This is a genomic window from Salinithrix halophila (assembly GCF_042650125.1).
GTDB classification, from domain to species: domain Bacteria; phylum Bacillota; class Bacilli; order Thermoactinomycetales; family DSM-45169; genus Salinithrix; species Salinithrix halophila.
Map to the genome: position 1 here is coordinate 84,534 of NZ_JBHSAP010000007.1, position 26,008 is coordinate 110,541.

General features: G+C 52.0%; 25 protein-coding genes, 1 pseudogene and 1 other annotated feature. Of the genes and pseudogenes, 6 read left to right on the forward strand and 20 right to left on the reverse strand.

Annotated features, from left to right (window positions below):
- Positions 1 to 18: 18 nt before the first annotated feature.
- The 10 genes and pseudogenes from ACFOUO_RS02585 to ACFOUO_RS02630 form a co-directional block, all read right to left on the reverse strand.
- Positions 19 to 2,382, reverse strand: a complete 2,364-nt coding sequence (locus ACFOUO_RS02585; protein WP_449329106.1) for an endonuclease MutS2 — start codon at positions 2,380 to 2,382, stop codon at positions 19 to 21.
- 312 nt (positions 2,383 to 2,694) lie between these two features.
- Positions 2,695 to 3,441, reverse strand: a complete 747-nt coding sequence (gene sleB, locus ACFOUO_RS02590) for a spore cortex-lytic enzyme (RefSeq protein WP_380703219.1) — start codon at positions 3,439 to 3,441, stop codon at positions 2,695 to 2,697.
- A 15-nt stretch (positions 3,442 to 3,456) separates the two neighbouring features.
- Positions 3,457 to 3,741, reverse strand: a pseudogene (locus ACFOUO_RS02595) (peptidoglycan-binding protein); the annotation flags it as partial.
- A gap of 112 nt (positions 3,742 to 3,853) precedes the next feature.
- Complete coding sequence (polX, locus tag ACFOUO_RS02600) at positions 3,854 to 5,578, reverse strand: DNA polymerase/3'-5' exonuclease PolX (protein ID WP_380701861.1); 1,725 nt, start codon at positions 5,576 to 5,578, stop codon at positions 3,854 to 3,856.
- A gap of 83 nt (positions 5,579 to 5,661) precedes the next feature.
- A complete protein-coding gene (locus ACFOUO_RS02605) occupies positions 5,662 to 6,189 on the reverse strand; it encodes a CvpA family protein (RefSeq protein WP_380701863.1) in 528 nt (175 codons plus the stop codon).
- 19 nt (positions 6,190 to 6,208) lie between these two features.
- On the reverse strand, positions 6,209 to 6,460 hold the full coding sequence (gene zapA / locus ACFOUO_RS02610) for a cell division protein ZapA (RefSeq protein WP_380701865.1): 252 nt from the start codon (positions 6,458 to 6,460) through the stop codon (positions 6,209 to 6,211).
- A 90-nt stretch (positions 6,461 to 6,550) separates the two neighbouring features.
- The gene (gene pheT, locus ACFOUO_RS02615; protein WP_380701867.1) at positions 6,551 to 8,977 is read right to left on the reverse strand and encodes a phenylalanine--tRNA ligase subunit beta; all 2,427 of its coding nucleotides are present in this window, start codon (positions 8,975 to 8,977) and stop codon (positions 6,551 to 6,553) included.
- Positions 8,978 to 8,998: 21 nt separating this feature from the next.
- Positions 8,999 to 10,033: a phenylalanine--tRNA ligase subunit alpha gene (gene pheS, locus ACFOUO_RS02620; protein ID WP_380701869.1), complete on the reverse strand. Its 1,035-nt coding sequence runs from the start codon at positions 10,031 to 10,033 to the stop codon at positions 8,999 to 9,001.
- 50 nt (positions 10,034 to 10,083) lie between these two features.
- Positions 10,084 to 10,327 (reverse strand) — a binding site (T-box leader).
- A gap of 58 nt (positions 10,328 to 10,385) precedes the next feature.
- A complete protein-coding gene (locus ACFOUO_RS02625; protein ID WP_380701871.1) occupies positions 10,386 to 11,189 on the reverse strand; it encodes a TrmH family RNA methyltransferase in 804 nt (267 codons plus the stop codon).
- Positions 11,190 to 11,193: 4 nt separating this feature from the next.
- Complete coding sequence (locus ACFOUO_RS02630; RefSeq protein ID WP_380701873.1) at positions 11,194 to 11,847, reverse strand: potassium channel family protein; 654 nt, start codon at positions 11,845 to 11,847, stop codon at positions 11,194 to 11,196.
- A gap of 114 nt (positions 11,848 to 11,961) precedes the next feature.
- Between ACFOUO_RS02630 and sspI the strand changes: the two genes are divergently transcribed.
- Positions 11,962 to 12,201 (forward strand): small acid-soluble spore protein SspI, encoded by a 240-nt coding sequence (gene sspI, locus ACFOUO_RS02635; RefSeq protein WP_380701875.1) that lies wholly within the window; start codon positions 11,962 to 11,964, stop codon positions 12,199 to 12,201.
- A 96-nt stretch (positions 12,202 to 12,297) separates the two neighbouring features.
- Here the strand turns inward: sspI and ACFOUO_RS02640 are convergent, their stop codons facing one another.
- From ACFOUO_RS02640 to ACFOUO_RS02655, 4 genes are all read right to left on the reverse strand, one after another.
- Entirely contained in the window at positions 12,298 to 13,380 is a 1,083-nt protein-coding gene (locus ACFOUO_RS02640) for a M42 family metallopeptidase (RefSeq protein WP_380701877.1), read from the reverse strand.
- Positions 13,381 to 13,504: 124 nt separating this feature from the next.
- Positions 13,505 to 13,873 carry an Hsp20/alpha crystallin family protein gene (locus tag ACFOUO_RS02645; protein ID WP_380701879.1) on the reverse strand — a complete coding sequence of 123 codons (369 nt, stop codon included), beginning with the start codon at positions 13,871 to 13,873 and terminating at the stop codon, positions 13,505 to 13,507.
- Between the two features lie 83 nt (positions 13,874 to 13,956).
- A complete protein-coding gene (locus ACFOUO_RS02650) occupies positions 13,957 to 14,097 on the reverse strand; it encodes a hypothetical protein (RefSeq protein WP_380701881.1) in 141 nt (46 codons plus the stop codon).
- Between the two features lie 130 nt (positions 14,098 to 14,227).
- Positions 14,228 to 14,827 carry a superoxide dismutase family protein gene (locus tag ACFOUO_RS02655; RefSeq protein ID WP_380701883.1) on the reverse strand — a complete coding sequence of 200 codons (600 nt, stop codon included), beginning with the start codon at positions 14,825 to 14,827 and terminating at the stop codon, positions 14,228 to 14,230.
- A gap of 281 nt (positions 14,828 to 15,108) precedes the next feature.
- Here ACFOUO_RS02655 and ACFOUO_RS02660 point away from each other — a divergent pair, with 281 nt between their 5' ends.
- Positions 15,109 to 15,330, forward strand: a complete 222-nt coding sequence (locus ACFOUO_RS02660; RefSeq protein ID WP_380701885.1) for a hypothetical protein — start codon at positions 15,109 to 15,111, stop codon at positions 15,328 to 15,330.
- Between the two features lie 30 nt (positions 15,331 to 15,360).
- Entirely contained in the window at positions 15,361 to 15,597 is a 237-nt protein-coding gene (locus ACFOUO_RS02665) for an Ada metal-binding domain-containing protein (protein ID WP_380701887.1), read from the forward strand.
- 181 nt (positions 15,598 to 15,778) lie between these two features.
- Here the strand turns inward: ACFOUO_RS02665 and ACFOUO_RS02670 are convergent, their stop codons facing one another.
- Entirely contained in the window at positions 15,779 to 16,330 is a 552-nt protein-coding gene (locus ACFOUO_RS02670) for a DJ-1/PfpI family protein (protein WP_380701889.1), read from the reverse strand.
- A gap of 98 nt (positions 16,331 to 16,428) precedes the next feature.
- Here ACFOUO_RS02670 and ACFOUO_RS02675 point away from each other — a divergent pair, with 98 nt between their 5' ends.
- Positions 16,429 to 17,661, forward strand: coding sequence for an MFS transporter (locus tag ACFOUO_RS02675; protein WP_380701891.1), 1,233 nt, complete (start codon positions 16,429 to 16,431; stop codon positions 17,659 to 17,661).
- 391 nt (positions 17,662 to 18,052) lie between these two features.
- Here the strand turns inward: ACFOUO_RS02675 and ACFOUO_RS02680 are convergent, their stop codons facing one another.
- Complete coding sequence (locus ACFOUO_RS02680; protein ID WP_380701893.1) at positions 18,053 to 18,985, reverse strand: alpha/beta hydrolase family protein; 933 nt, start codon at positions 18,983 to 18,985, stop codon at positions 18,053 to 18,055.
- Positions 18,986 to 19,096: 111 nt separating this feature from the next.
- Between ACFOUO_RS02680 and ACFOUO_RS02685 the strand changes: the two genes are divergently transcribed.
- Positions 19,097 to 19,573 carry a hypothetical protein gene (locus ACFOUO_RS02685; protein ID WP_380701895.1) on the forward strand — a complete coding sequence of 159 codons (477 nt, stop codon included), beginning with the start codon at positions 19,097 to 19,099 and terminating at the stop codon, positions 19,571 to 19,573.
- Positions 19,545 to 19,925 carry a transposase gene (locus tag ACFOUO_RS02690; RefSeq protein ID WP_380701897.1) on the forward strand — a complete coding sequence of 127 codons (381 nt, stop codon included), beginning with the start codon at positions 19,545 to 19,547 and terminating at the stop codon, positions 19,923 to 19,925. Before ACFOUO_RS02685 ends, ACFOUO_RS02690 begins: the two co-directional genes overlap by 29 nt.
- Positions 19,926 to 20,888: 963 nt before the next feature.
- Here the strand turns inward: ACFOUO_RS02690 and ACFOUO_RS02695 are convergent.
- From ACFOUO_RS02695 to ACFOUO_RS02710, 4 genes are all read right to left on the reverse strand, one after another.
- The gene (locus tag ACFOUO_RS02695) at positions 20,889 to 22,514 is read right to left on the reverse strand and encodes a long-chain fatty acid--CoA ligase (protein WP_380701899.1); all 1,626 of its coding nucleotides are present in this window, start codon (positions 22,512 to 22,514) and stop codon (positions 20,889 to 20,891) included.
- 161 nt (positions 22,515 to 22,675) lie between these two features.
- On the reverse strand, positions 22,676 to 23,044 hold the full coding sequence (locus tag ACFOUO_RS02700; protein WP_380701901.1) for a hypothetical protein: 369 nt from the start codon (positions 23,042 to 23,044) through the stop codon (positions 22,676 to 22,678).
- 227 nt (positions 23,045 to 23,271) lie between these two features.
- The gene (gene leuB / locus ACFOUO_RS02705; protein WP_380701903.1) at positions 23,272 to 24,390 is read right to left on the reverse strand and encodes a 3-isopropylmalate dehydrogenase; all 1,119 of its coding nucleotides are present in this window, start codon (positions 24,388 to 24,390) and stop codon (positions 23,272 to 23,274) included.
- A gap of 25 nt (positions 24,391 to 24,415) precedes the next feature.
- Positions 24,416 to 25,975, reverse strand: coding sequence for a 2-isopropylmalate synthase (locus tag ACFOUO_RS02710; protein ID WP_380701905.1), 1,560 nt, complete (start codon positions 25,973 to 25,975; stop codon positions 24,416 to 24,418).
- Positions 25,976 to 26,008: the final 33 nt, after the last annotated feature.

Below are 26,008 nucleotides of genomic sequence, written 5' to 3' on the forward strand. Positions count from 1 at the left end.
TGATGGTTCAGTCTATATTCAACGCAACTCGACGACGGTGACCCCGGAACCACCTTCTCCCTGACCTCCAAGGCGGAATTCCTTTACCCGAGGATGGCGCTGGAGGAATTTTTGCACTCCAGTCCGCAGGGCGCCTGTTCCTTTGCCGTGAATGAGGGAAACTTTCGGATAACCTGCCAGCAACGCATTATCCAGGTATTTATCGATCTCCGGAATCGCTTCGTCCACCATTTTACCTCGCAGATCCAATTCATGGCGAACATCGGCAGACTGGCGGCGATAAGAGGTATAACCCGTGTCCTCTTTGGCCGGATGGGGCGAACTTTTCCACTCCAGGGTTTCTTCTGCCGCCTTCATCTTCATAGAACCGATTTGAACCTGGAATTCACCGTTGCCCAAATCCTCGGTAACTTGGCCCTTCCGCCCGAAACTACGGACGAACACTTCGTCTCCAACCTGGATTTTTCGGCGGAGTTTTCCATTTGCCACCCCATCATGACGGAGGATATCCGTCTCCGGTTCGGCTTCATCTAGACGTTTTTTCGCCTCAATTAACCGATGTTCCTTTAGATCCTGGGGTCGGGCTTTGGCCCATTCCCGGAGTTCCTTGAGAACCTCATCCGCCTCTCTCTTCGTCCGGGTGACCAGAGACTTTGCTTCCCGACGAGCGGCTTCACGCAGTCGGCCCTTCTCCTCTTCCCAAGCTTCCAGCTTATCGGCGAACTCCCGGCGGAGCTTTTCTGCTTCCACCCGGAGCCTTTCCGCATCTGCCCGTTCCTCGTCGGCGATGCGCCGGTCGGAGGCAAGTCCTGTAATCATCTCTTCAAGGTGGTTCTCCTCAGTAGAAAGCTGAGAGCGGGCCACATCAACGACTTCCTGAGAAAGCCCGAGGCGACGGGCGATGTCAAAGGCGTTGCTCCGCCCCGGCACTCCGATCAACAGCCGATATGTGGGTCGCAGAGTCTCTACGTCGAATTCAACACTGGCGTTGATCACCCCTTTACGGGAATGGGCAAACACCTTCAATTCGTTGTAGTGGGTGGTAGCGACCAGGCGGCATCCTTTGGCTAAGATATGTTCTAGAATAGCGACTGCCAACGCAGCCCCCTCTGTCGGATCGGTACCTGCCCCAAGTTCATCCATGAGCACGAGGCTGCGTTCATCAATCCGATCCAAGATACGGATGATGTTGGTCATGTGCCCGGAGAAGGTAGACAAATTTTGTTCAATGCTCTGTTCATCTCCGATATCGGCGAACACTCCGCTGAAGACAGGTAGGATACTGCCCTCCTCTGCCGGTATCGGCATCCCGGATTGGGCCATCAATGAGAGGAGACCGACAGTTTTGAGCGTGACGGTTTTCCCCCCGGTGTTGGGCCCAGTTACGATGATGGCCCGATAGTCCCTCCCCATTTCCACGTCGATTGGGACTACTTGATTCGGGTCAATCAGGGGATGGCGGGCTTTTTTCAGGGAAACGACGCCCTCCGTATTGATAGCCGGACAAACACCCTTGAGAACCCGGCCCATCTCGGCCTTGGCAAAAATGACATCCAGTTCTGTCAGAATGCTGAGGTTGGAAAGCAATGCATCGCCCGCTTCAGCTACTTTCCCGGTCAATTGGGCCAGAATTTTTTCGACTTCTCGTTCCTCTTCCAGCTCCAGTTCCCGGAGTCGGTTATTCTGGTGAACAACCGATTCCGGTTCGATGAACAGCGTTTGCCCTGAGGCGGACTGGTCGTGAACCAACCCACCGAATGCAGAGCGGTATTCCACTTTCACCGGGATGACATAACGGTCGTTCCGCTGGGTGATGATCGGGTCCTGCAGCATCTTTTGGTTATGGGAGCTTTTGATCATCTGATCCAACGTTGCTCGGATGCTCCCCTGAAGCTGAATCATACTCCGGCGGATCCGGGCAAGCTCAGGACTGGCATCATCGACAACTCGGGCATCTTCATCGATGGCAGAATCAATTTCTCGAGCCAGTGGTTTCAAATCCGTCAGCCTGCCGGTCAATTCCCTTAAGATAGGAAGTTCAGCGCTCTCCTCGTCGATAGAGGCTAGGAGACTTTCTACCATTCGCCCAGCCCGGGCGGTTCCAGCCGCTTTCAGCAAATCACTTGCACTGAGCACGCTGCCCAGCCAAGCCCGATCTACCGCACCCTTGATATCCTTTACACCGGAGAGGGATACCCCTCCCTTGAGTCGGATTACATCCATTCCCTCGGTAGTGGAAGCCAGCATGTGACCAGCCTCTCCCGGTTCTCCCACGGGAGTGAGTCGCCGGATTGCCGCTTTGCCTGTTTCCGAAGAAGCCTGTTCTTCCAAAATGCCCAAAATACGGTCGTATTCTAAGATTCGTAACATGTGTGGATCCAAAATGGACACTGCTACCCAAAAATCATCTGTACAAACCGTCCCCTCCTTCGGACTCTCCGAAAGAAATGTTCATTTGTACTGGCTGCACGAGGTGGTAGCAGGGCGCCCTCCTTTTTTCGCAGTTTGAGCGCCCCGACTTAAATCCAGCCGAGCCGCTCATGCTTTTCACTCGTACAGACGTTTTCATTGTTTGTTCCTGGAAAAGCCCCGGATCAGAAACAAACAAATCCATCCAATATTATACCATGTATTTGCAACCATGCGATCGGGATTCATACACAAAAAACCGGCCCGCATAGGCCGGTTTTTCCTTTATCGTGTAAAGATATGTTTGCCGATCCGTTTAATCTGGGGACGTCCCCAGATCCATCCGGAAGTGGCTGTATTCGGGTTGAAATAATAGGTGGCACCGTTACTGGGATCCCATCCGTTCAAAGCGTCAGCAACGGCTTTTTTCGCTTCTTCATCAGGAGCGAGGTTAATTTGGCCGTCTTGGACGGCTGTAAACGCTAAGGGCTCGTAAATGATGGCTGACGGGGTATCAGGGAATTTTTCACTTTCCAACCGGTTTAGGATGACCGAGGCAACTGCTACTTGCCCGACATAGGGTTCGCCGCGGGCTTCCCCGTAAACCGCTTGGGCCATAATACGCATATCCTGTTTAGATAAGCCATTCGTTGATTGAGGAACCCGCTGCATGGGTTTGATTCGAGTCATGGCAGGCGGCTTTGCGGCACGTCCAGGTGCTTTTCCAGCAGCACGCATACCCCGGGTGGCCCGCCATAATTTCAGTTTAGTACGGGGACCCACTTTCCCATCGACTTTGAGGCCAAACCGATACTGAAAATCTCGCACGGCCCGGTCAGTCTGCTTACCGAAAGTGCCATCGATTTTTCCTGCGTAATAGCCGATATATTGAAGCCGCCTTTGCAGTTCCCAAACATACCCGCCCTTATCTCCTTTTTGATAAATGCGGTTTTCCACTCCGGGAGCCCACCCTTTGGTCGCTTCCCGAAGCGCTTTTTTAGAACGAGAGCCGAAGACCCCATCCACTTTCACACCGAATTGATTCTGAAACAAACGAAGAGCCCGGTGGGTGCGCCATCCGAAACGACCATCAATCTTTCCTCCGTAAAACCCGAGGTACTTTAAACGCCCCTGCATTTCATACACCATGTCACCGGCCGACCCCAGCCGAAGCTTACCATTAACAGCCCGGGCAACAACAGGCGATACTTCCGAATCGGAGGATTGGGGCTCCTTAGCTGACGGCACGGCCTCTGCTGAAGAAATAGCGGAGGACAGAGTCGCCAAAAGAAAAAAAGACGCGAGAAGGACCAGCCAGATACGCTTTTTCATGCTGAGACAACCTTTCTATCCGAGGTTGGTATCTTTTGCTGTTAGTATCTCGACTTTCCCCTCACTTATACAAAAAATCCACCGGGCAGTACCGATAGGAAGTCGGACATACTTAGGAATGGTTGCCGTTTAACCGTTCCAGCAGTTGATCCAGAGGCCAAGTATTGATTACATCCGCGGGTTCCAACCATCCCCGTCGGGCAGTCGCCACACCCATGTTGATGAAGTCAAACCCTTCGGGGGCATGGGCGTCCGTATTGATTGAAAAGGTAAGGCCGTATTCCTCCTTGCCTTTTTTCAGATAAATATCGTTCAAATCAAGCCGGTAGGGATGGGAGTTAAGCTCCAAGATCGTACCGGTTTCTTTCGCCTTCTGAAATACACGATCCAAATGGAGGGCATAAGGCCCCCGACGGTTAATCAAGCGCCCTGTCGGATGAGCGATGATATGGACATACGGATTTTCCATGGCATTCAGGACCCGGCGTGTAATCGTCTCTTCATCCTGCTGAAAAGAACTGTGGATCGAGGCGATCACGAGGTCCAACTCTTTTAATACCTCATCAGAAAAATCCAACCTACCGTCTGGCAAGATGTCCATCTCTACCCCGGCTAAGACAGTAAAATCCTTCATTTCCTCATTAACGGCCTCAATTTCTTCCCTCTGCCTTTTTAAATCCTCTGCCGTCAAGCCGCCGGCAACTCTGAGGGACTGGGAGTGATCCGTAACAGCGATATAGCGGTAACCACGCTTTTGCGCCGCGAGAGCCATTTCCTTGATCGATCCGGTCCCATCACTCCATCGGGTATGCATATGAAGGTCTCCCCGATAATCCTCCAAGCGGATCAGTCGGGGCAATTCATCCGCTGTCCGTTCAAATTCCCCCCGATCTTCACGGATTTCCGGAGCGACATAGGGAAGTTGTAGTTTTTCATACAGCTCTTTCTCCTCCCTGAAGGCGAAATCTTCTCCCTTTGCCGGATCGCAAATGCCATATTCGCTTACTTTCCACCCGAATTCCTTGGCCCGCTGCCGGATGCGAACATTATGTTCTTTGGAACCGGTAAAATGATGGAGCGTGGAGATAAATTGGGACGGAGCAACCAGCCGAACATCCACTTGGATCTCCAGACCCAGATCGATAAGCAAGCTTACTTTCTTCTCCCCGCTGGCCACTACCTTGGTCACTTCCGGCATTTCCGTTAAAACCTTTGCGACAGCGGATGGAGCTTCCGTCGCAACTACCAGGTCGATATCTTTAACCGTCTCCTTCATCCTCCGAAGGGAGCCGGCGGTTTCCGCCCGACTCACTTCGGGCAGCTCCTGCAATCGTTTCAGGATTTTTTCGGCAATCGGGAGAGCATGAACCAGGAGATGATGGCGCGGGCGCTCTCGATAGTTACGGATACCCTCTAGCATGTTTTTTTCTTTTTTCTCTCCAAAACCCGCCAAATTCCGAATCCGCCCTTCCTTTACCGCCTCCTCTAACTCATCCAGGTTGGTGATTTTCAATTCCCGGTACAGTGCATGAATCGATTTAGGACCCAGTCCTGGAATTTCAAGCAGGGAAGGAAGCCCGGCAGGCAACTCTTCCTTCAATTGTTTCAGTTGTTCCAACTCACCGGTCTCCAAAATTTCTCGGATCGCCGCCGCCGTCCCTTTCCCTACCCCAGCCAATTCTTCTGGGCGCTCTCTCAGCACCTCCAAAGAAACACGGCTGTTTTCCAGCGCACGTGCCGCTCGCCTGTAAGCGTTCACTTTGAAAGGATTATCCCCCCTCAATTCCATCAAGTTCGCCAATTCCAGGAGCATTAAAGCAACCTTTTTGGTGTTCATGAGCCATTCCTCCCGTACCTTTCGTTTCGATTCATTCTTTCCAGCCAGAGAAAAAACCCCCTCCGTGGGGGTTTTTGCTGGGATCAGGATTCGCTTTGTCCCCGTTTCATGCTGTTGGTGAGGTCTGGGGTCATATTCAGCATCCCTTGGCTGAGGGACGACTCCTCAACCGCTTTCTGGCCTTCCTGCCATGGCATCAGATGCAGCAAATTGACCACCACCATCAGCAACAGAAAGGCCTTGGCAACCCCCAATACCGCACCGCCCAACCCATTGATGTGGGAAAGAACCGGGAGATTGGCGATCTGTGTAAGGAAAGAGGCCACTATGGAGACAGCAATCTTGGTCAACAGAAACAGTAGGAGGAAAGCTAAGGAATGGTAAACGACCTTCTCAACAGGCAGCAAACCAACCGCCCCCGTCGTCCAGGTCTCCGGCAGTGGGATGGCTTTTGCCAAGGCGGGAGCGAGGTCGCCGCTGAATTGCCAGGCCACGTAAATGCCGAGCAATACGCTGATCAGGGAAGCCGTTTCCTTGATCAGCCCTTTTCGATAGCCCTGAAAAAGTCCTCCCACAACCAACAAGACGATGATCCAATCCAACAGACCCATCGTGTCATCAACCTTTCCTTTACACTTGTTCGTCTTCGATTAGGTGTAAAATTTCTTCGTATTCCTGTTTCAGCTTCATATAAGCGTCGGTAATGTTGACCGCTGACAGAACGGCCAGCTTCGTTGTATCCAGGCGGGGGTTCCCTTGGGCCATCGACCGCATATTATCGTCAACCTGCCGGGCTACTTCCCGCATATATCCCGGGCTGGCCTTGCCTACGATATTGTACATCTGGCCAAAAATCTCCACGCTCAATCGGTTTTTGCTCATCACGCTTCCTCCCCGTACGCCAAAAAGGCCGTCTTCCCATACTTCGATCCGTCAGCACCAACCTCCTGCCGGAGCCGGGACGGGAGGGGATTATTGTCTCAGTGTCGCGTTGCAGACCTCTTTCAACCGATCGACGATCTGTTGATGGACTCGGTTGACTTCTTCATCGGTCAACGTTCGGTCCTCCGCCCGGTACTGCAATGCGTATGCGACACTTTTCTTCCCTTCCCCAATTTGCTCTCCGGTAAACACATCAAAGAGAGTTACCGCCTCTAGCCATTCCCCGCCGGTCTCACGGATGACATGTACCAGTTCGGCGGAAGACCGATCAGTATCCACAACGAGGGCCAAATCACGGGTGACTGCTGGATACCTCGGGAGGGCACGGTAGGTTGTCTCTGTCTTTTCCGACTGTGCAAACAGCGGATGTACAGCCAATTGGAAGGCATAGGTTTCGCCTAGATCATGGGCTTCTGCCGTCTGCGGATGGAGTTGTCCGACCAAACCGATGGTTTCTCCATTGAGTAGGATTTCCGCCGTTCGACCCGGATGCCAACCTTCCGGTCGGGCGGCCTGGTATGTGATCCCGCCGATGCCCAATCGATGACAAAGAAATTCTACCAAGCCCTTGACTACAAAGAAATCTGGAGTGGCATCTCCCGTCTGCCAGTGTTTCGACCCTGTCTCACCGGTGAGGAGGCCAGCCAATTCCCACCGCTCCTCCGGCAACTTGTTCAACTTCCGTTCATCCGTGAGATAGATTTTCCCGAGTTCGAAAAGGGCGACACCTGCCTCCCGCCGGTGAATGTTGTATTCCGCTGTCTCGAGGAGCTGGGGAACCACGGAGGTTCGCAATACCTTCCGTTCATCGCTCATCGGCATATTGAGACGAATCGGTCGCATCCCTTCCGCAGCGGGGGTTTCCACTTCGTTAAGCCTGGAAGGTGAGGTAAGACTATAATTGATCACCTCAAACAGTCCCGCATCCCGAAGGGTATGGCGAATAATCCGTCGCATCCGCTGTTCCGGTGTCAGGGATCCCGGCGATTGCTGTCCCCAAGGTAGCGTCGTAGGAATGCGATCATATCCGTACAGGCGGGCTACTTCTTCGATCAGATCCACCTCGATGGAGATATCTGGCCGCCGGGAAGGAACCTGAACCCGGTATACTCCCTCCCCCTTTACCAACGGGAACCGAAGGCGGCGGAAGATATCCTCCACGGTTTCTTCGGGGATCTGAACCCCGAGTACTCCGATCAGCCGGTTATGGCGGAGAGTGACCGACACTTCATCGATATCCCCCAGCGTCTCCGCTCTCACTTCGGAGGCGGCTTTCCCACCAGCCAACTCACCGAGGAGTTGGACGGCACGGTGGAGAGCAGGAATGATCCGCTCCGGATCCACTCCTTTCTCAAAGCGACTGCTCGCTTCGGAACGAAGCCCCAGTTTACGGGCCGTGCGGCGGACGGAAGGCGGAGCGAAATAGGCGGATTCCAGCAGCACCGTAGTCGTCGAATTCGTCACTTCGGAATCCTGACCGCCCATCACACCAGCGATCCCGATCGGCTGGGTGCCGTCGGTAATCAGGAGCGTTTCTTCATCACAAGCCCGGGTAACGCCGTCCAGCGTAACCACCTGTTCCCCCGGTCGAGCCCGGCGAACCACGATCTCTCCGTCCGAGATTCGCTCATAGTCAAAGGCGTGAAGGGGCTGGCCATACTCCAGCATCACGTAGTTGGTCACGTCGACGACGTTGTTAATTGGGCGGATCCCTGCGGAAAGAAGCCGATTCTGCAACCATTGGGGAGAAGGAGCCAAGGTAAGTCCCTCCACCACCTGGGCAGCATAAAAGGGGCAGTCTTCTTCGGCGTCTAGAAGAAGGTCCACCGATTTTCCTTTTCCAAGGGGCGTCTGTTCCTGGGGTTCAGGTAAGTTTACCTCTCGGTCAAGAAGGGCGGCCACTTCGTACGCGACACCGATCATGCTGAGACAATCGGATCGGTTAGGTGTCAGGTCTAGTTCCAACACATGGTCTTCCAACTCGAGGATCTCCTTGATATTCGAACCCGCCTCCGCGTCCGCAGGTAAAACAAGAATTCCCTCCTGCTGCTCTTTGGGAAGCAATTTTTCCGGTAAACCCAGCTCTTTAGCAGAGCAGATCATCCCCTGGGAAGAGACGCCGCGAAGCTTCGACTTCTTGATTTTCATGCCTCCCGGCAGCTTGGCACCGTGAAGAGCGACCGGCACCTGTTGTCCCTGGGCGACGTTGGAGGCTCCACAGACAATCTGCAGCCGTTCCTCCCCGCCCGTATCGACAGAGCAGACACGTAGTTTATCGGCATTGGGATGGGGCTCGACACCCGTAACGTGGCCAACGACCACCTTCTCCACACCACCGTCCCGGCTCTGAATCACATCCACCTCAATACCACCCCGTGTCAGCGCTTCGGCCAACTCCTCGGGGGTGACGCCCTCCAAGTCTACGTATTGGTTCAGCCAACGATAGGATACCAGCATCCGTGATCTCCCTCTCTTCTCTTAAAGCGATTGAAATTGGCGCAGAAACTTGACATCGTTGGTGTAGAAGTGGCGAATGTCATCAATCCCGTATTTCAGAAGCGCAATCCGATCCGGTCCCATACCGAAAGCAAATCCCGTATAACGCTCGGAATCGTATCCCGCCCCTTCCAGCACCCTCGGGTGGACCATACCCGCTCCCAGGATCTCGATCCAACCGGTATTCTTACACATCCGGCACCCTTCACCACCACACTGGATACAAGAAATATCCATTTCCACACTGGGCTCGGTAAAGGGAAAATAGCTCGGACGTAGACGGGTCTCCAGTTTCATTCCAAACATCTTCTCGGCAAAACCTGCCAAAATTCCGTGCAACTCGCTCATCGCGATGCCCCGATCAATCACCAAGCCCTCCACCTGGTGAAACTGGTGAGAGTGGGTGGCGTCATCATCATCCCGCCGGTACACCTTACCAGGACAAATGATTTTGACCGGAACCTGGCCTTCTTTCGCTTCCATTGTCCGCACCTGCACCGGAGAGGTATGCGTCCGGAGCAGGATTTCCGGTGTAATGTAAAAAGAATCCTGCATATCTCGGGCGGGGTGTTCCTTGGGCAGGTTAAGTGCTTCGAAATTATAATAGTCCGATTCCACTTCCGGCCCTTCCGCCACTTCAAAGCCCATCCCGATGAAGATATCTTCAATTTGTTCAATCACGGCGGAGATAGGATGAACCGCTCCCAATGAAGGAGGAGCAGCTGGCAAGGTGACGTCTAGGGCTTCTGCCTCCAAACGGGTAGTCAAAGCGGCTTTTTTCAACTCTTCTTCCTTGTTACCGATCCATCGCTCCAACCCGGTACGGATTTCGTTTGCCAACCCTCCGACAACCGGTCGTTCCTCCGGGGAGAGGTCTTTCATTCCCCGTAGGATTGTGGTTAATTCCCCTTTTTTTCCGAGATATTTGACACGCAGATCCTTGAGTTGATCCAGGTCCGCTGCTTCCCGGATCGCTGTTTCGGCTTTTTTTTCCAGTGATTTCAGACGCTCGCGCATAGTGGTGACGCCTCCTCCAATCAATCCTGGTAAATAAAAAAACCCCGCGTCCGAGGGACGAGAGTTTCGTGGTACCACCCTGGTTGGACAAACTCCTACAATAGAAGAGGAGGTTTGTCCCGCTCATTGCATCGATAACGGAATTTATCCGGTAACCCTTACTGCCGCTAAACCGGGTTCGGGGCACGGCTCCGGAGTGAACTTCCCGCGGCCGGTTCCCGATGGCGCTCTCAGTCAAGGCGCCTTCTCCCTGAAGGGACGTACGGCGGTACTCTTCTCCATCACAGCCGATTACGTTGCACTTGTGTTCCATAGTATAGCGGAAATGAGACCGGTTTGCAACGGGCTTTTCTCAAGATTCTCCATCGCCTTGGGTCCAGTCCTGTCGTACTAGTTCGTATAACAGGATGCCAGCCGTAACGGAGACATTGAGAGACTCCACTTCTCCCGGCATAGGGATCTGCACATGGGTATCCGACAGGGCTTGCACCTCAGGCGATACCCCTCGTCCTTCATTTCCAAGAAGCAGAGCGGTCTTGGTAGGAAACTCAAATCGGAAGTGATACCGTTCCGCCCGCGGACTGGTACTCACAATGAAGTAACCCTGCCGCTTTAATTCGGGGATCCCTTTCTTTAGATCAACTCGGCGGAGCCGAGAACGGAAAAGAGAGCCCATCGCCGATCGAACGACCTTGGGATTATAAGGATCCACCGTTCCTGTACCCAACCAGACGTCCCTAACTCCCGCTGCTTCTGCAGTTCGCAGGATCGCCCCTAGGTTTCCTGGATCCTGGATCGCGTCCAGAAGCAAGACACGAGCGCGATCCGCAGATTGTAACGGACCCCTCTCCGAAGGAACGACAACCTCAGCAGCTATCCCTTGGGGAGAGGGGGTATCAACCAACTGTTGGAAAGTAGAGGGGTACAGAGAAAAAATCGGCGCATCTCCTAGTCCGGCAACCCGGTCAAGTATATGAGTGCCTTCGTCGGAAACGAGGATGGCCCTGATTTTCCAACCAGCCTGCACCGCTTCCTCCAAGAGGTGTACCCCCTCGATCAGGAGAGTTCCGTTTTCATCCCGCCCCTTCCGGGTAGCCAATTTACGCCAGTGCTTTACCCGGTCATTGCGGGAAGAAGTGATTCGTCGGATATTCATCACGTTACGCCTTCTCCTCTAATTTCTTTAAGTCGTTGTTGTGGCCGATCACCACGAGAATATCCCCTTCTTTGATCCGATCACTGGCCAGAGGAGCAATATTTATACCCGGGCCACTCTTGATCGCCATCACGTTGCAGCCGAATTTCGCTCGAATATCCAGCTGCTCCAGGGACTTACCAGCGAAAAACTCCCCAGCGTGCACCTCAATAATACTGTAATCATCGGCTAACTCGATATAATCCAGGATATTGGGGGAAATCAAGTTGTGGACGACCCGCACTCCCATATCCCGTTCGGGGTAGATCACTTTGTCGGCACCAATTTTATACAGCACTTTTCCATGCAGGTCGTTGCGTGCCTTCACGACCACTTTTCCCACACCGATTTCCTGCAGGATCAAGCTGGTCATAATGCTGGATTGGATGTCCTCTCCAATCGAAACAACCACAACGTCGAAGTTACGGATTCCCAGAGCCCGTAGGGCGTTTTCATCGGTGGAGTCCGCCTCCACGGCATGGGTAACAATCTGGGCGTAATCTTGCACCCGATGGGGATCCTTATCAATGGCCAGTACCTCGTACCCCATATCATGAAGAGTCTTGGCGACGCTTCCCCCGAAACGTCCCAACCCGATGACGGCAAATTGCTTATTCATGCGGATCCTCCTCTGTGTCAGCAAACAATCGCGCTTATTATACCACAATTTTAATTTAACTACGGATAAGTCGCGTTCGGTGGGCAACAATACGGAAGAAAGGAGGGTGATTCCATGAGCTTTCCCATTCGCGGCGCGGTGATCCATAATATCCAGGACATGAGCCAGGATGAGTTGCGCAATATGGTGACAGATTCCATCGAACGCGGTGAAGAAAAATTGCTCCCCGGCTTAGGTGTTCTGTTTGAAGTCATCTGGGAGAACAGCGCTAAAAACGAACAAGACCATATGATCCAAACCCTGCACGGCAATATGCCCAAGGAAAAAGCTCAACCTCCGGTTTCTCCCTCATAAGGGGACTGAAAGCGGGCCTCTCGCTAGTTCATCTTTTTCCGTTCTCGATACGTAAAAAACCGTCCGATCGGATGATGCTCCGATCAGACGGTTTTTTTAGATGGGAAGATTCTCCACCGTTTCCGTGTCCAAACGCCGGATGACAGCGACCAGCAAATCGACTAAACCTTCGATATCATCCTCATGGATGATCGAAGTATGGCTATGAATATACCGGGCCGGGACGCCCATGGTCACCGTCGGCACGCCTTCTCCATAGAGATGGATATGACTGGCATCGGTGGCTCCCCGCGCGAGCCATTCGTACTGAAGCGGAATCCCTTCTTCTTCAGCCGTTTCCTGAATCAACCGGACGAGTCCCCGATGGGGTACGTGGCCCGCATCATAGAGGACCAACAGGGGACCGCCTCCCAAGTTGCAAGGTGCCTGATCCTTGCAACCGCCGGGCGTATCGCCGGCGATTCCCACATCGACGGCGATGCCGATATCGGGTTTCACAGCAGCAGTGGCTGTGAAGGCACCACGGCGTCCCACTTCTTCCATAACCGTTCCGACACTGTAGACGGTATTAGGGAGATTCGTTCCATGGAGGCGTCGCAACAGTTCAACCGCCACAGCACAACCCATACGGTTATCCATCCCTTTGGCCAACCAGTGCTTGGGATTGGCCATTTCAGTGAAAGGGGAATGGGGAACAATGACGTCACCGGGACGGATGCCCCAGGATTCCGCTTCTTCTCGGTCGGTAGCACCGACATCGATAAACAACTCATCGAGAGGAACTGCCTTTTTCCGTTGTTCCGGCGACAACAGATGGGGGGGCTTCGAACCAACTACACCTAACAGCTCCCCTTTTCCTGTCATCACTTCCACCCGCTGGGCTGGAACCACTTGGCTCCACCATCCTCCAAGAGGCTGAAAACGCAAGTACCCAGCTTCCGTAATACGTGTCACCATGAAGCCCACTTCATCCAGATGGCCGGCCACCATGATGCGCGGTCCCTCCCCCCCTTGGCGGGCGATCACTGCACCTAGATTGTCAGAGGCCACTTCATCAGCAAAAGGGGCAACCTGGCGAACCATCACTTCCCGCACAGGCCCTTCGTGCCCCGGTGGACCCGGTGCATTGGTTAGTTCTGCCAGGGTTTTTTTAAGCTCTCCCTGTGTTTTTTCGGACATTATGTACACCTCTTTCCATCAGACCCACGTGGCTTTATCTTATCACAGGTTTGGGAGCCCTTTCTCCCTTCCTTTATTGGATACAAAAAAAGCCCGCCGCCTGACACAACGGGCTTCCCCTTCGTCAGACCCGGGGCAGGCGGACCGTCAACACGCGGTCGGCAGGGTGAAGACGAGTGACCATCCGGGAGACGTCCACTTGTCCCGGCAACAACATCTCATAGACGAAAGCAGACAGCTCCCCGGGAATTTCCCCTTCCGGTTCGGCTTCCGTTGTCCCTCGGACGGTGAGGATCTGTCCTTCCACCCTAACGTCGATCTCATGTCTGGATTTCAAACCCGGAATCTCCAGCATGACGACCACTTCCCCATCCTTTTGATAGAAATCCCCTCGGATTCGGTTCCCTTCAAACTCCTGGGACCATGCTTCCATCCTTTTCATGAGTTCCCCTAACCCACCGCCGTCCAGTGTGGAAAACCATGGCCTCAGCATGTTCGATCACACCTCCCTGATCTCCGCCAAAAAATCACCTCCGCGACGGGAGGCTGTTCCAAACGGATATCTAGCGGGTCCCTTTAATAATAGGGACCGTAAAATCCGCCACCGAACCACCAGAATGCGGCGAAAAAGATAAACAGAATCACAATGACCGCAATCGCGATCCAAAGACCCGGAAAACCGAACCCGACGAAACCACGGGTGGATAATTTACTCACCTTTTGGCCTCCTTTCTGTACGCTGACTCTTTACAGGATATGATCGGACGGCCTCTGTGGTATAGACGGTCGCCCGGACTATAAAAAACACCCACTTTAGTGGGTGCTGAGGGTTTACCAGTTTTAGATTTTAGGGATCCTCGATCTCTCCGCAGGCGATTCGGTCACCCGCCTTGCCGACGGGATCCGTCTTCATATCGTCAGGCTGTTCGTGGATGACAAGAGCCGTTCCCTTTTTGCCAACCAGGGAGTGCTTCCCTTTTCCCAACGTCACTCCCTTGGCGATGGCGGACAGTTGAGCGGTCCCGTCTTTTTTCACCTTCAGATTGGGAAGGTCACCCGCGTGAGCGCCTTTTGGATTTTCCAGCCCATGTTCCTTCCCTTCTGGGTTAAAATGCTTACCGGCGGATTTGAAATCAGGAGCATCGCACTCGGCTTGCTCATGAATATGGAGGCCATGCTTCCCTGGAGGTAACCCCTTCCCGTTCAAGCGAACCTCGACACCTTTGGTCTCCTCCTGCAAGGTCGCCGTTCCAACTTCTTTACCCTTTGCGTTCTCCATCTCGACCACTACTTGTTTACGAGGGTCCTCTGTCCCTGCTCCCGGTTTCTCCGTCTTTTCCCCTTCCGAACCCATTCCTCCGCCTTCCTTCGGCACCGTTTGCTGCTGTCCACAGGCAGTCAGTACCAACAAGGCGGCGACAGCCACCATTCCGACTTTTTGTCTCATAAACCCCACTCCCATCAAAAATTGGTATTTCAAGTTTCCTTCCCGCCTCCCTCCCCCATTTAAACTTCGGATTTGGGAAAATTGAAAGGGAAAGAGCCCATACACCAAAGAAAGAAGCAGAAGTGTTTTGTTGAAAATAAAGTATTTACATCCATATAAATTTTAGACTAATATGATAAATATAGGCGGTTTTTTGCAGGTATCCGTGTTGTATACTTCAGAGAATCTTTAATCGATTACAAGCATCCTTTGCGGTGACGGGAATAAGGAGGATACCCATCTTGAAGGAAAATAACACCATTCTTTCGGCTCAACGATTCCTCTTCATCGTGTATCCAATCACCTATGTATTGGGCTTTATTTTGTATCATCTGATTTTTACTCAGGACTTAGATCGATGGACCCGTTGGATTGACCACTTGTTTATCACGGCAATTTACTATGTTTTCATGACGATTTATTATTTCATCATACGGAAAAGGGTTGCTAACAGCGATGAGTGAAGAAGTGCGATAACAGAAGGAGGTCTCCCGATGCGTGTGGAGAAAAGGGACGAAATGGTGAACGCGATATTTGCCTGTGATCCCTCCTATGACGGACGGTTTTGGTATGGGGTCCAAACCACAGGCGTTTTCTGCCGTCCCTCCTGCCGGTCACCCCATCCAAAACGAGAAAACCTTCATTTTTTCAATAGCCCTGATGAGGCCCGAAAAGCGGGATTTCGGCCCTGCAAACGATGCCAACCGGAGCAAGCTGAAATGCACCCCTGATGACAGCAGCAAAAAAAGCCCCTTGAAGACAGGGGCGAGACTGCGGATAAGTCGATGCGGGGTGGGAGGCCGGCATTGCCGACTCCGCTGGGCGTCGGTCCAACAGGCGCTTCACTGGTAACCGGCCCACCGTCGTAGTGTAGAAAGACTTTGTCAATAACCTCGGGGGCCTATCCGGCTGTTACTGGTTCAGCAGATGGAGGAATTCTTTCATAAAGCCAGGCAGGTCTGGCCAAGCGTGGCCAGAGACGAGGTTACCCTCCGTGTGGAGATGTTTGTCTACGAACTGGGCGCCAGTGGCTTCGACTTCGGGCCGACAATTGGTGAAAGCGGTCATCGAACGCCCTTTTACTAACTCGGGCACTACATTGAAGACAAGAGCCGCATGGCAGATGGCACCGACGGGTCTATTTTCCTTAAAAAAGTGACGAAGGATGTCCGGTACTTTTGCATGCATACGAATGTGCTCCGGCGCGCGACCGCCTGGGATGATTAAACCGTCGAAGTCCGCCGGATCAATGTCATCAAAGGAGGCGTGGGCATCCAGTCCGTAGGCCCATTTTTCCGTGAAGGTCTCTATCTCCGGTTCAAAGTCGTGAACCACGGTCTTCAGTTTTTTCTTGGTGGGTGCGGCAATGACCGCTTCGTGCCCCTCTTCGAGCAGGCGATAATAAGGGTAGAAAACTTCCAAGGCTTCAACTGCATCACCGGTGAGAATCAATACTTTTGCCAATAAAAAAACCTCCTCATCACCGTTTTCTTCCTCCGCCCCATCTTTTATCCTTTTTCCGGACAAGTGAAACGCCTTTATTTTCGATCATGGAGTTGAACATGCGAAAATTATCCGCTTCCTTTCGAGCTCTCTGGCTGGGCCAGGCTCTAGCCAACCTGGCCGACGCTTTCTATATCATGGCGATCGTAACACTGATCTACAAGCAGACCGGATCTGCTGCCTACTCTGCTACCGTTCCTGTCCTGCGGGTTGGAGCTCAAATGGCAAGCGGTCTCCTCGCTCCTTTGTTATTGGATCGCTTTCCCCTCCGAGGCCTTTTAATCGCTTCGCAAGGCGGCCAGACCGGGCTCCTCCTCCTCTTGGCCTTGATCATCGGCAACTTCGAGAGCGGAATCCCCCTGATTCTTTCGGTTGTTTTCGCCGTATCTTTTCTTGACGGCTGGACCGTGCCCGCTCGCAATGCGATGATCCCCCGCCTGGTCGCGCTAGTTAAAGCCAACAGTTGGCTTTCCACCACCGACCAGACAATGATGCTTCTGGGTTGGTCCACAGGCGGGTTGTTGGTTGCCTGGATGGGCAACCTGTATACGCTATGGATAACCATTCTCCTGTTTAGCGTCTCCAGCTTCCTCCTTGTTTTCATCCGAGATCCGGAAGGAAAACCGATCGCTGACAAAAAAGAACCCCTTTCCAACTGGTATGCCATCAAAGACAGCTGGTCCACCATTTGGAGCAACCCTGTACTGCGTCGGGTTACGCTGATGGACCTGATCGAAACGTTATCGGCGTCCGTTTGGGTCGGGGCGATCCTGCTCGTCTTCGTAAAGGAAGTCCTGCACCGAGGCGAGATTTGGTGGGGATATATCAATGCCAGCTACTATGCGGGCACCCTGTTAGGCGGCCTGGTGGTGATCGCACTCTCTCGACGTTTATCTGCCCATCTGGCTGTCGGAATGTTTATCGGAGCCGCCGGGAACAGCTTGCTCACCTTCGTATTCGCCTTTGTACCGATCCCTGCCGTTTCTCTCATCCTCTGTCTGCTCATGGGGCCCCTCTACCAACTGCGAGACATCGCCCAACGCACCCTGTTTCAACAGACGGTTTCCCCCTCCCTGCTGCCGAAAGTGGTTGCCGCTCACGGCGCCCTGATGTACGGGATCTTCGGCTTGTCTATCTTTCTCGTCGGCATCGCTTCCGACCTGTTCGGCATCCGCACCATCTATATCGGGACCGCCCTCCTCCTCGCCTGCTCATCCTTCCTCAGCCTACCCTTGCTGCGACGAACCCACGCCGAAAGCAAAAACCAATCCCCGGATAATCCGGCACACTGATGCGCGGATTCTGCCACGAGAAAAGACATCCGAAAGGTCGGATGTCTTCCTTCCATGATAGAATCTACTACCGATCATCCAGAGGCCCCCCTTTCACATCCTGTCAAACCACCCTTTGTGCTTAAACCAAGCTGCTAGGCTGATCCCCACCAGGGCCACGGGTAAGTACATGTGAAAGGCCAGCACCATTTCCAATGAACCTCTTAGAAAATATTGAGAGTGAGGATAGTAAACGATTTTGATGAAGGGGCACATGAGCCCCTTCATCAACTCATCATGGGAGGAATAATGGCTTCCTTCAAGGACAAACTTCTGAAGCGGACAAAAGTAACATTCGACCCGTACAACGGATGGGGCCGGACTTCATGTCATGAAATGAGGCTTCAATTATTCATAGATTGTTAACAAACCATTGAGATGTAATTTTAATTAGACGCTTACTAATGGATTGGTCTGCATTCAATTTATCCTCGGAATCTAAAACATTAAAACCATGATTTGCATCCTTTATAATGCGTAGTGTAGCATGATAACTTCCAGCATTCTTGATGAGTTCCCGTGCACGTACAGGTGGAACTACTGTATCTTTTTCTCCTCCAATTGCAAGTAAGGGCCCTTGGAAATGAGCAATCTCATCCATTGCACGGGAGTTTTCAATAGAATCAAACCATTTATAACCGAATTCCAAAATCCTTCCAAATAGATCAACTTTTACAGAACCATTTTTATGTGCCTCATCAGCATACTTGAAGAATGGTTCAAAATCTCCGATGCCATTAGATGCAGCTGATGACCAAGTAGCTAGCGCTTTCACCTGTTTATCTCTAGCAGATACAATCTGACTAACCCTTCCTCCTTGGCTGTACCCTAATATACCGATGCGGCTATGGTCTATTTGGGGGTGACCTTTTAAAAACTGCAAAGCCTTTTGACTATCGAGAACACTATCATCCAGATTGTGTTCTACAAATGGTTGTTGACTGTCACCGCTTCCTGCAAAATCAATACGCAATGAGGCATATCCTTGTTGCGCAAGTGTTTGGGACATTCGTTGAAATAAATTTCCTATTTCATTCTTGTTTCCTCCTAATCCATGTAATAGTAAAACAGCAGGAACTTTTTGATGAGGTCTTCTTTCGGGGACAGATAAAATGCCCGGAATATCATGTCCCTGATTTGGAATAGAAACAGCATATTCTACAAATTTTGATTTCCCAACTGCTTTCGATTTCCCAACTGCAGTATAAGATGACGGTGCATAGAAGGATAAAACGAAAAACATACATACTAAACCTAAGAGTACCCCTCTTCTCCCTAACTTCATAGTTTTTCTCCCCTTTATAAAAGTATACCCGTGGTGCTAGTTAAATAAAAATAGCTTTTTCAGAAAGGATCCTCCATAATAAAAGTGCTTTACTATCAAAGGAGGATCTCCATGCAAGAGCTCTTTCATTGTACCCAATCGTGTAGTCAAATTCAGCAATTGTTATCGAGGATAGTAAAGGAAGTAGAGAAAGCGTATGAGGTTGTCGTGCCCTACGCGATCCGTCAACGACGAAATACTCACCTACAAAAACAGCGGGATGCTGTGATAATAGCTGTTCATATTCTCGGACACATGCTGGGGTTTACGTCAGAACGGATGTGGCATCAGTTTGTTAGTCAGAACCTATTTTTAGATCAACCATTTCCCGAGCGTTCTCGCTATCATCGTCGTTGCCGGCAACTCCTTTCGATCATCAAATGGATTCGTTCTCGACTGATCCGCCTTTATAGTAGGAAAGGTTCCTATGGGATAATCGAAAGTCTTCCGATTCCGTTAAGCCATCCTGCACGAAAATATCGGGCGAAGCGAATGAGAGAAATAGCCGATATCGGATATTGTGCAGCCAAGAAAAATACTATGGGCTGAAGGATCCTTTCATGTAACGGATGGAGGGTTTATTGTGGGTGATGTGATTGCCAAGGCTTCCGTCCATGATGTTCATCTGGCTGAAGAACTGATTGAACAGTATCCGCAGGATTATATCTTGGCTGATAAGGGATATGTAAGTAAGGAACTTTACAATCGTCTGAAAGATCGACTCGGTGTCACACTTTTCGTTCAACCTCGATCGAATCAAAACGTTTCTTTTCCAAAGTCTCTTCGGCATTTTATTCGTACCAAGAGAAAGCGAATAGAAACCTTGTTTTCTGGGCTTATCGACGCTTTTCACATTAATCGTCCACGGCTATTTCTTCTCTCGGCTTTGAACGGAATTTAGAAGGCATCTTGCTCGCTCATACTTTCCTTGTTCATTGGGCTATCTCTCGAGATGTCACGGTCATCGTTGGAAGCACTCCACTTTCAACTAGCACCACGGGTAAATAATGTTTTTTCATTTTTGTTCATTTACTCCTTATTTACCTCCTCATGCCAACTATTGGTATACAGTTGCATCATTGGAACTTTCAAGCATTTTATTGGCATTAATTAATATTTTTTTAGTGGTATCAATGAACAGTCCCCTTATCAAACTAGATATTTGTTTTCACTCGAAACCGAGTGGACTTTCCGGACCTCCACCACAATTTATAGATGAATCAGCGATCCTTTTAATCTCGTTCATTGATTAACCCTGATCAACTTGAGCCACAGCAAAAAATCATGAACCTAGTCATATTCACAGTACTTTTAGTGCTTTCGGACATGCTTTGCAAATTTAAGAGTATGTAACAAGAACGGTGTCGCCAAGGAAAGAAATTCTGGAAGTCGTTTGAGAGGTACGTTGAAAACAAGGTTTAAACCCTCATGCAACCAAACTCAAAACCCAAAAAATACCCCTCTTCGTTAATAGTACCAAAAGGGGCAAAGGATAGTATAGTGGCAAAATGCTATTGTTACATATTTTGTGACACAACCATTTAAGTGTTTGAGACACCATACGGCTGAAAAACACCAAGCACTTCTTACAGGCGCGGTGAGTTTTCGAGTCATTTAAATCCTCAGTTTATATCTATTTTGGACCATCCTCAACGCCCATCGAATTGCCTTTGGGTAGCTTATCAACCCGTCACCCACAGTAAGACTTATCCTGCAACCAACAGAAGTGCCCATGGTATTTTACCATCACGCTAGGCGACAAAGCCTAAAATCACAACTTGGCCCGCCGTCTTATCAGCACGACCATCATAGTTACTATCACCTTATTGGAAACGGAGAACCTTTCAATTTCCCTTACTTTCCGTTAGGTCAACCTGTCAGGTGAAAACCGTTCTTGCAACTGTTCTCGGAGTGCGCGTTTGAGGAATTTCCCCACGGAGGTTTTGGGGAGCTCGTCCATGAAGACGATCTCGTCGGGGAGCCACCATTTGGCCACCTGAGGACGGAGGAAGTCGAGGATTTCCTCTTTGGACACCTGACCTTTGAACCCATCTTTCAGCACCACACAGGCGACAGGCCGCTCCTGCCACTTCTCGTGGGGGACGGCTACCACGGCTGCCTCATAGACGGCTTCATGGGCCATCAAGGCGTTTTCCAGGTCGACGGAGCTGATCCATTCGCCTCCGCTCTTGATCAAGTCTTTCGTCCGGTCAGCGATTTTCACCATTCCTTCGGGGTCGATGGTGACTACATCCCCCGTGTGGAGCCATCCGTCTTGGAAAGCTTCTTGGGATCGATCATCCTTATAGTAACTGTCGGCAATCCAGGGGCCACGGATGAGGAGCTCTCCCATCTCTTTTCCGTCCCAGGCAATTTCTCCCCCAGGACCAACGGCCTTCACTTCCAATCCAGGAACAGCCAACCCTTGTTTCGCCTTCATAGTCAACCGCTCTTCCAGAGGAAGATCCTGCTGGTAGCTCTTTAGCCGGGAGACGGTGACCAAAGGGCTGGTTTCCGTCATACCGTAGCCCTGAAGGACCGGAACCCCATATTTCTCCTCAAAGGCCCGTAACATGCTGGCAGGAGCCGGCGCACCGCCAAAGAGAAGCAATCGGAGACTGGAGAGGTCATAGCTTTTCCTTTCCAGCTCTTTTAAAAGGGCGATCCAAATCGTCGGCACCCCGCCGGTGACCGTCACCCTCTCTGACTGGATCAGTTCCGCCAGGACATCCGGTTTTAACATCGGCCCCGGAAGAACCTGGGTCGTGCCAAACCAGGTGGCGGCAAAGGGAAGACCCCATGCGTTCACATGGAACATAGGCACCACCGAAAGACAGACATCCGCCTCCGACAATCCCATCGTATCTGCCAAACCCAGACTGAGACTATGCAGGAAAACGCTGCGGTGGGTATAGACGACCCCCTTGGGCATACCCGTGGTCGCTGAAGTATAACACATCCCCGCCGGATCATTCTCATCCAGATCCTTGGGAAAAACGTAAGCCGGATCCCCTTCTTCCAGCAACTCTTCATAAAAGATCACGGGATTCAGGGAGGTGTCGGGAAGGTCCCCACTGTTCGTCATCACAATAAAGGCTTGTACCGTCTTTAGTTGGCTAGCGACCGCTTCCACGATAGGAAGGAGGCTTGCATCTACAAGAAGGACTCGGTCTTCAGCATGATTGATCACATAAGTGAGATGTTCCGGAGATAGTCGGAGATTGATCGTATGGAGAACCGCTCCCATCCCCGGCACGGCAAAATACGCTTCCAGGTGCCGGTGATCGTTCCAGGCCAAGGTGCCGACTCGGTCCCCCTTTTTTACCCCCAGTTTCCCTAGAGCATCGGCCAGCTGCCGCGCCCGTTTTCCGGTTTCGGCATACGTCTGCCGATGAAGGCCGGCAGGCGAACAAGAAATCACTTCCTTCTTCGGGAATATGCGCTCCGCCCTCTCCAACATCGGGGAAATCAACAGCGGTACATTCATCATGACCCTTCCCGCCTTTCCACTTGGTGTAGGCTTCAGGACCATTATACAAAATTCATTCTACTACTGAATACGCTTTCTTTCATGAAACCGGAGGAATTTACATATCCAACCGATCTCTCTTTCTGGTTCTCACAAAAAAAAGGAGGTTCCTTCCACCTCCCTCAACCCGTCTCCATTCCCTTCACCCAGTCATGCTCCCTGCGAAGGAGGCGCCAGATGCACCGATGATCAGCTGTTTTTCGCGTAAAATAAGTTTCCAGGGCTTCCTGAATCAGCGGGAGGGGAAAGAGATTAGATTCTTTCACCGCCTCTTCCGCATGCTCCAACAGGGAACGATAAAAGTTCACATCTTTTTGCGTATCACCGCAAGGACAAGCTACCTTTTGCAGATGAGTGGCAAGGAGGTCGACACTTTGTTTCAGTTCTCTTTGCACCTTTTCCGCCAAATCCAGCCCCCAATATTCATGGTACAGGGCCTCCAAGGCATTCAAGGCATGGAGGTGGGCGAGCCAACCTTGGTTAACAGGCATCACGCATCGTCCCTTTCATTGTTTTTTCATCCGGACACTTGGGTTTATCAATTCAAATATTCCGTCTATTACAGCTTTTAAAACCTCTTTTTTCATCTAATTCTTACGCGGGGGAGATCGAAGAAATCTCGGCGCTCCACGGGGTTATGGAAAAAAAACCGCGGAAAAGGTTGGTTTGCCTGTCCGCGGGATCATCGATGTATTACGTATAGGATATTCTCTGGGAATTACGTCATGGCTTCTACCGGAACCTTCGGGTCCCGATGGTAGCGTTTCAGGGCTTCCACAACTTTGTCGCCCAGCTCCTCTGTGGATAGGGCCAGCTCACCTGCCGAAACCACGTCCATCGTCCGCGCTCCTGAGGCGAAGACATCGGTGACAGCTCCTTCAATCGCCTTCGCCGCCTCGTCATCCTGGAAGGAGTGGCGGAACATCATGGCGACAGAGAGGATCGTAGCGATCGGATTGGCTACCCCTTGCCCGGCGATATCCGGGGCGGAGCCGTGGACCGGTTCATAGAGCCCTCGATCCCCCCCGCCAAGGCTGGCTGATGGCAACATGCCGATGGAACCGGTCAGAATGGCTGCTTCATCGCTCAAAATATCTCCGAACATATTCTCTGTGACGATCACGTCGAAGTCGGTTGGACGGCGGATAATCTGCATGGCACAGTTGTCCACCAACATGTGTTCCACCTGCACATCGGGATATTCTTCGGCCACCCGGTCCACGACTTTCCGCCATAGACGAGAGCTTTCCAGGATGTTGGCCTTGTCAACGGAGGTGAGTTTTTTCCGGCGCCCTTTGGCGATTTCGAAAGCGCGGCGAACGATTCGTTCGATTTCATGCTCTTCGTAAACCAGGGTATCGGTCGCCTTGGCTCCACGCTCTGTCTGCTCGGTAAATTGTTTACCGAAATAGATACCACTGGTCAATTCACGGACAACCAGCAGATCGACACCATCCAGTACCTCCGGTTTCAGAGCGGAACTCTTTGCCAGCCCCGGGAACAGCGTGGCCGGACGCAAGTTGGCGAAGAGGTCCAGCTGCTTACGCAGACCGAGGAGGGCTTTTTCAGGCCGCAATTCCGGGGGGTTGCGATCCCAACGGGGTCCACCCACCGCCCCAAGTAGGACAGCATCCGATTCACGGCACAGGGTGAGGGTTTCCTGCGGGAGAGGCTGTTTTAGCCGCTCAATGGCTCCACCTCCGACAAGACCGAAATCAAATTGGAGCGTATAGCCAAATTGTTCCCCGGCGGCTTTAGCCACCTTGGCCCCTTCTTCCACAATCTCAGGACCGATCCCGTCACCGGGCAGAACAGCGATTCGTTTTTGTTTAGGCATGGACCTTCCCTCCTTCGATTGATGGTCAGGATCCGACAGGGACACCGGCGGTGGCTTCTCGATTCCGTTCCCTGCGGCTGACGAGCCGGTTGACGGCATGGACGTAGGCACGGGCGCTCGCTTCCAGCACATCCGTGGAAACCCCCCGGCCCTGAACCGTCCTCCCATCGCCATCCTGCAGTTTGACATAGACTTCTCCAAGCGCATCCTTGCCATGGGTGACAGAGACAATTTTGTAATCGGTGAGTGCCCAGTCTTCCCCTGTCACCCGATCCACCGCCTTGAAGATCGCATCGACAGAGCCGCTTCCACAGGCCGCTTCTTCCAGCAATCGCTTGTTGCGATTATCGTACAGGCGCAGGGAAGCAGTAGGAACGGAATGGTTTCCGTAAGCGAGTTGGATCGCCTCGAAGGTAAAAACCTCTTCTTCCGTTTCCCCAATTCGTTCTTCCACTAGGGAAACCAGATCTTCGTCCTCGATCGTCTTTTTCCGATCCGTCATCTCTTTAAATCGGACAAAAAGCTGATTGATCTGCTGGTCGTTGAAGCTATAACCCAAGCTTGACAACTTGTCGCGGAAAGCATGACGTCCAGAGTGCTTGCCCAAGACGAGGCGGGTGTCGGTCTGACCGACGGTTTCCGGGCGCATGATTTCATAGGTGGCCGCATTTTTCAACATGCCGTCCTGGTGGATCCCCGACTCGTGGGCGAAAGCATTGGCACCGACAACCGCTTTATTGCCCGGAACGAACATACCAGTCATTTTGGAAACGAGGCGACTGGTTCGGGCAATTTCCTTCAGATGAAGGCCCGTTCCCACCTGATAATGGGATTCCCTCGTCGCAAGAGCCATAGCAATCTCTTCCAGGGCAGCGTTGCCGGCGCGTTCCCCGATTCCGTTGATCGTTCCTTCCACTTGCTCCACTCCGGCTTCAATGGCGGCGAGCGTGTTGGCTGTGGCCAATCCCAAGTCGTCATGACAGTGAGCGGACAGTTTCACCTTTTCGATTCCTCGGACGTGCGCTTTCAGGTATCGAAAGATATCCCCGTACTCTTGGGGGCTGAGAAAGCCAACCGTGTCCGGAATATTGAGGACATCCACTCCGGCGTCGATGACCCGCTCTGCCACCCGGCACAGGAAATCTTTCTCCGTCCGCCCCCCGTCTTCGGTGGAGAACTCAACATGAGGAAAATATTTTTTAGCGTATCGGACAGCAGCTTCCGCCCGCTCCAGAACCTGGTCCTGGGTCATATTCAACTTGTATTCCCGGTGAATGGGGGAGGTGGCTAGGAAAATGTGCAGCCCGGGGGTTTCCGCGCCTTTCAATGCTTCCCAGGCCGCTTCGATATCCTTTTCTACCGCCCGGGCGAGGCTGACCACAATCGGCTCCTTGACGGCTTCCCCCACCTGTTTCACCGCCTGGAGATCACCCTGGGAGGAAGCGGCAAAACCCGCCTCGATAACATGGATGCCCAGTTTCTCCAATTGAAGGGCAATCGCCACCTTTTGTTCTGCGCTCAGGTTAACCCCCGGGGACTGTTCCCCATCCCGCAGCGTCGTGTCAAAAAACTGGACAGATCGCATGATGCCGCACCCTCCCTTTCCTTTATCGTCTAC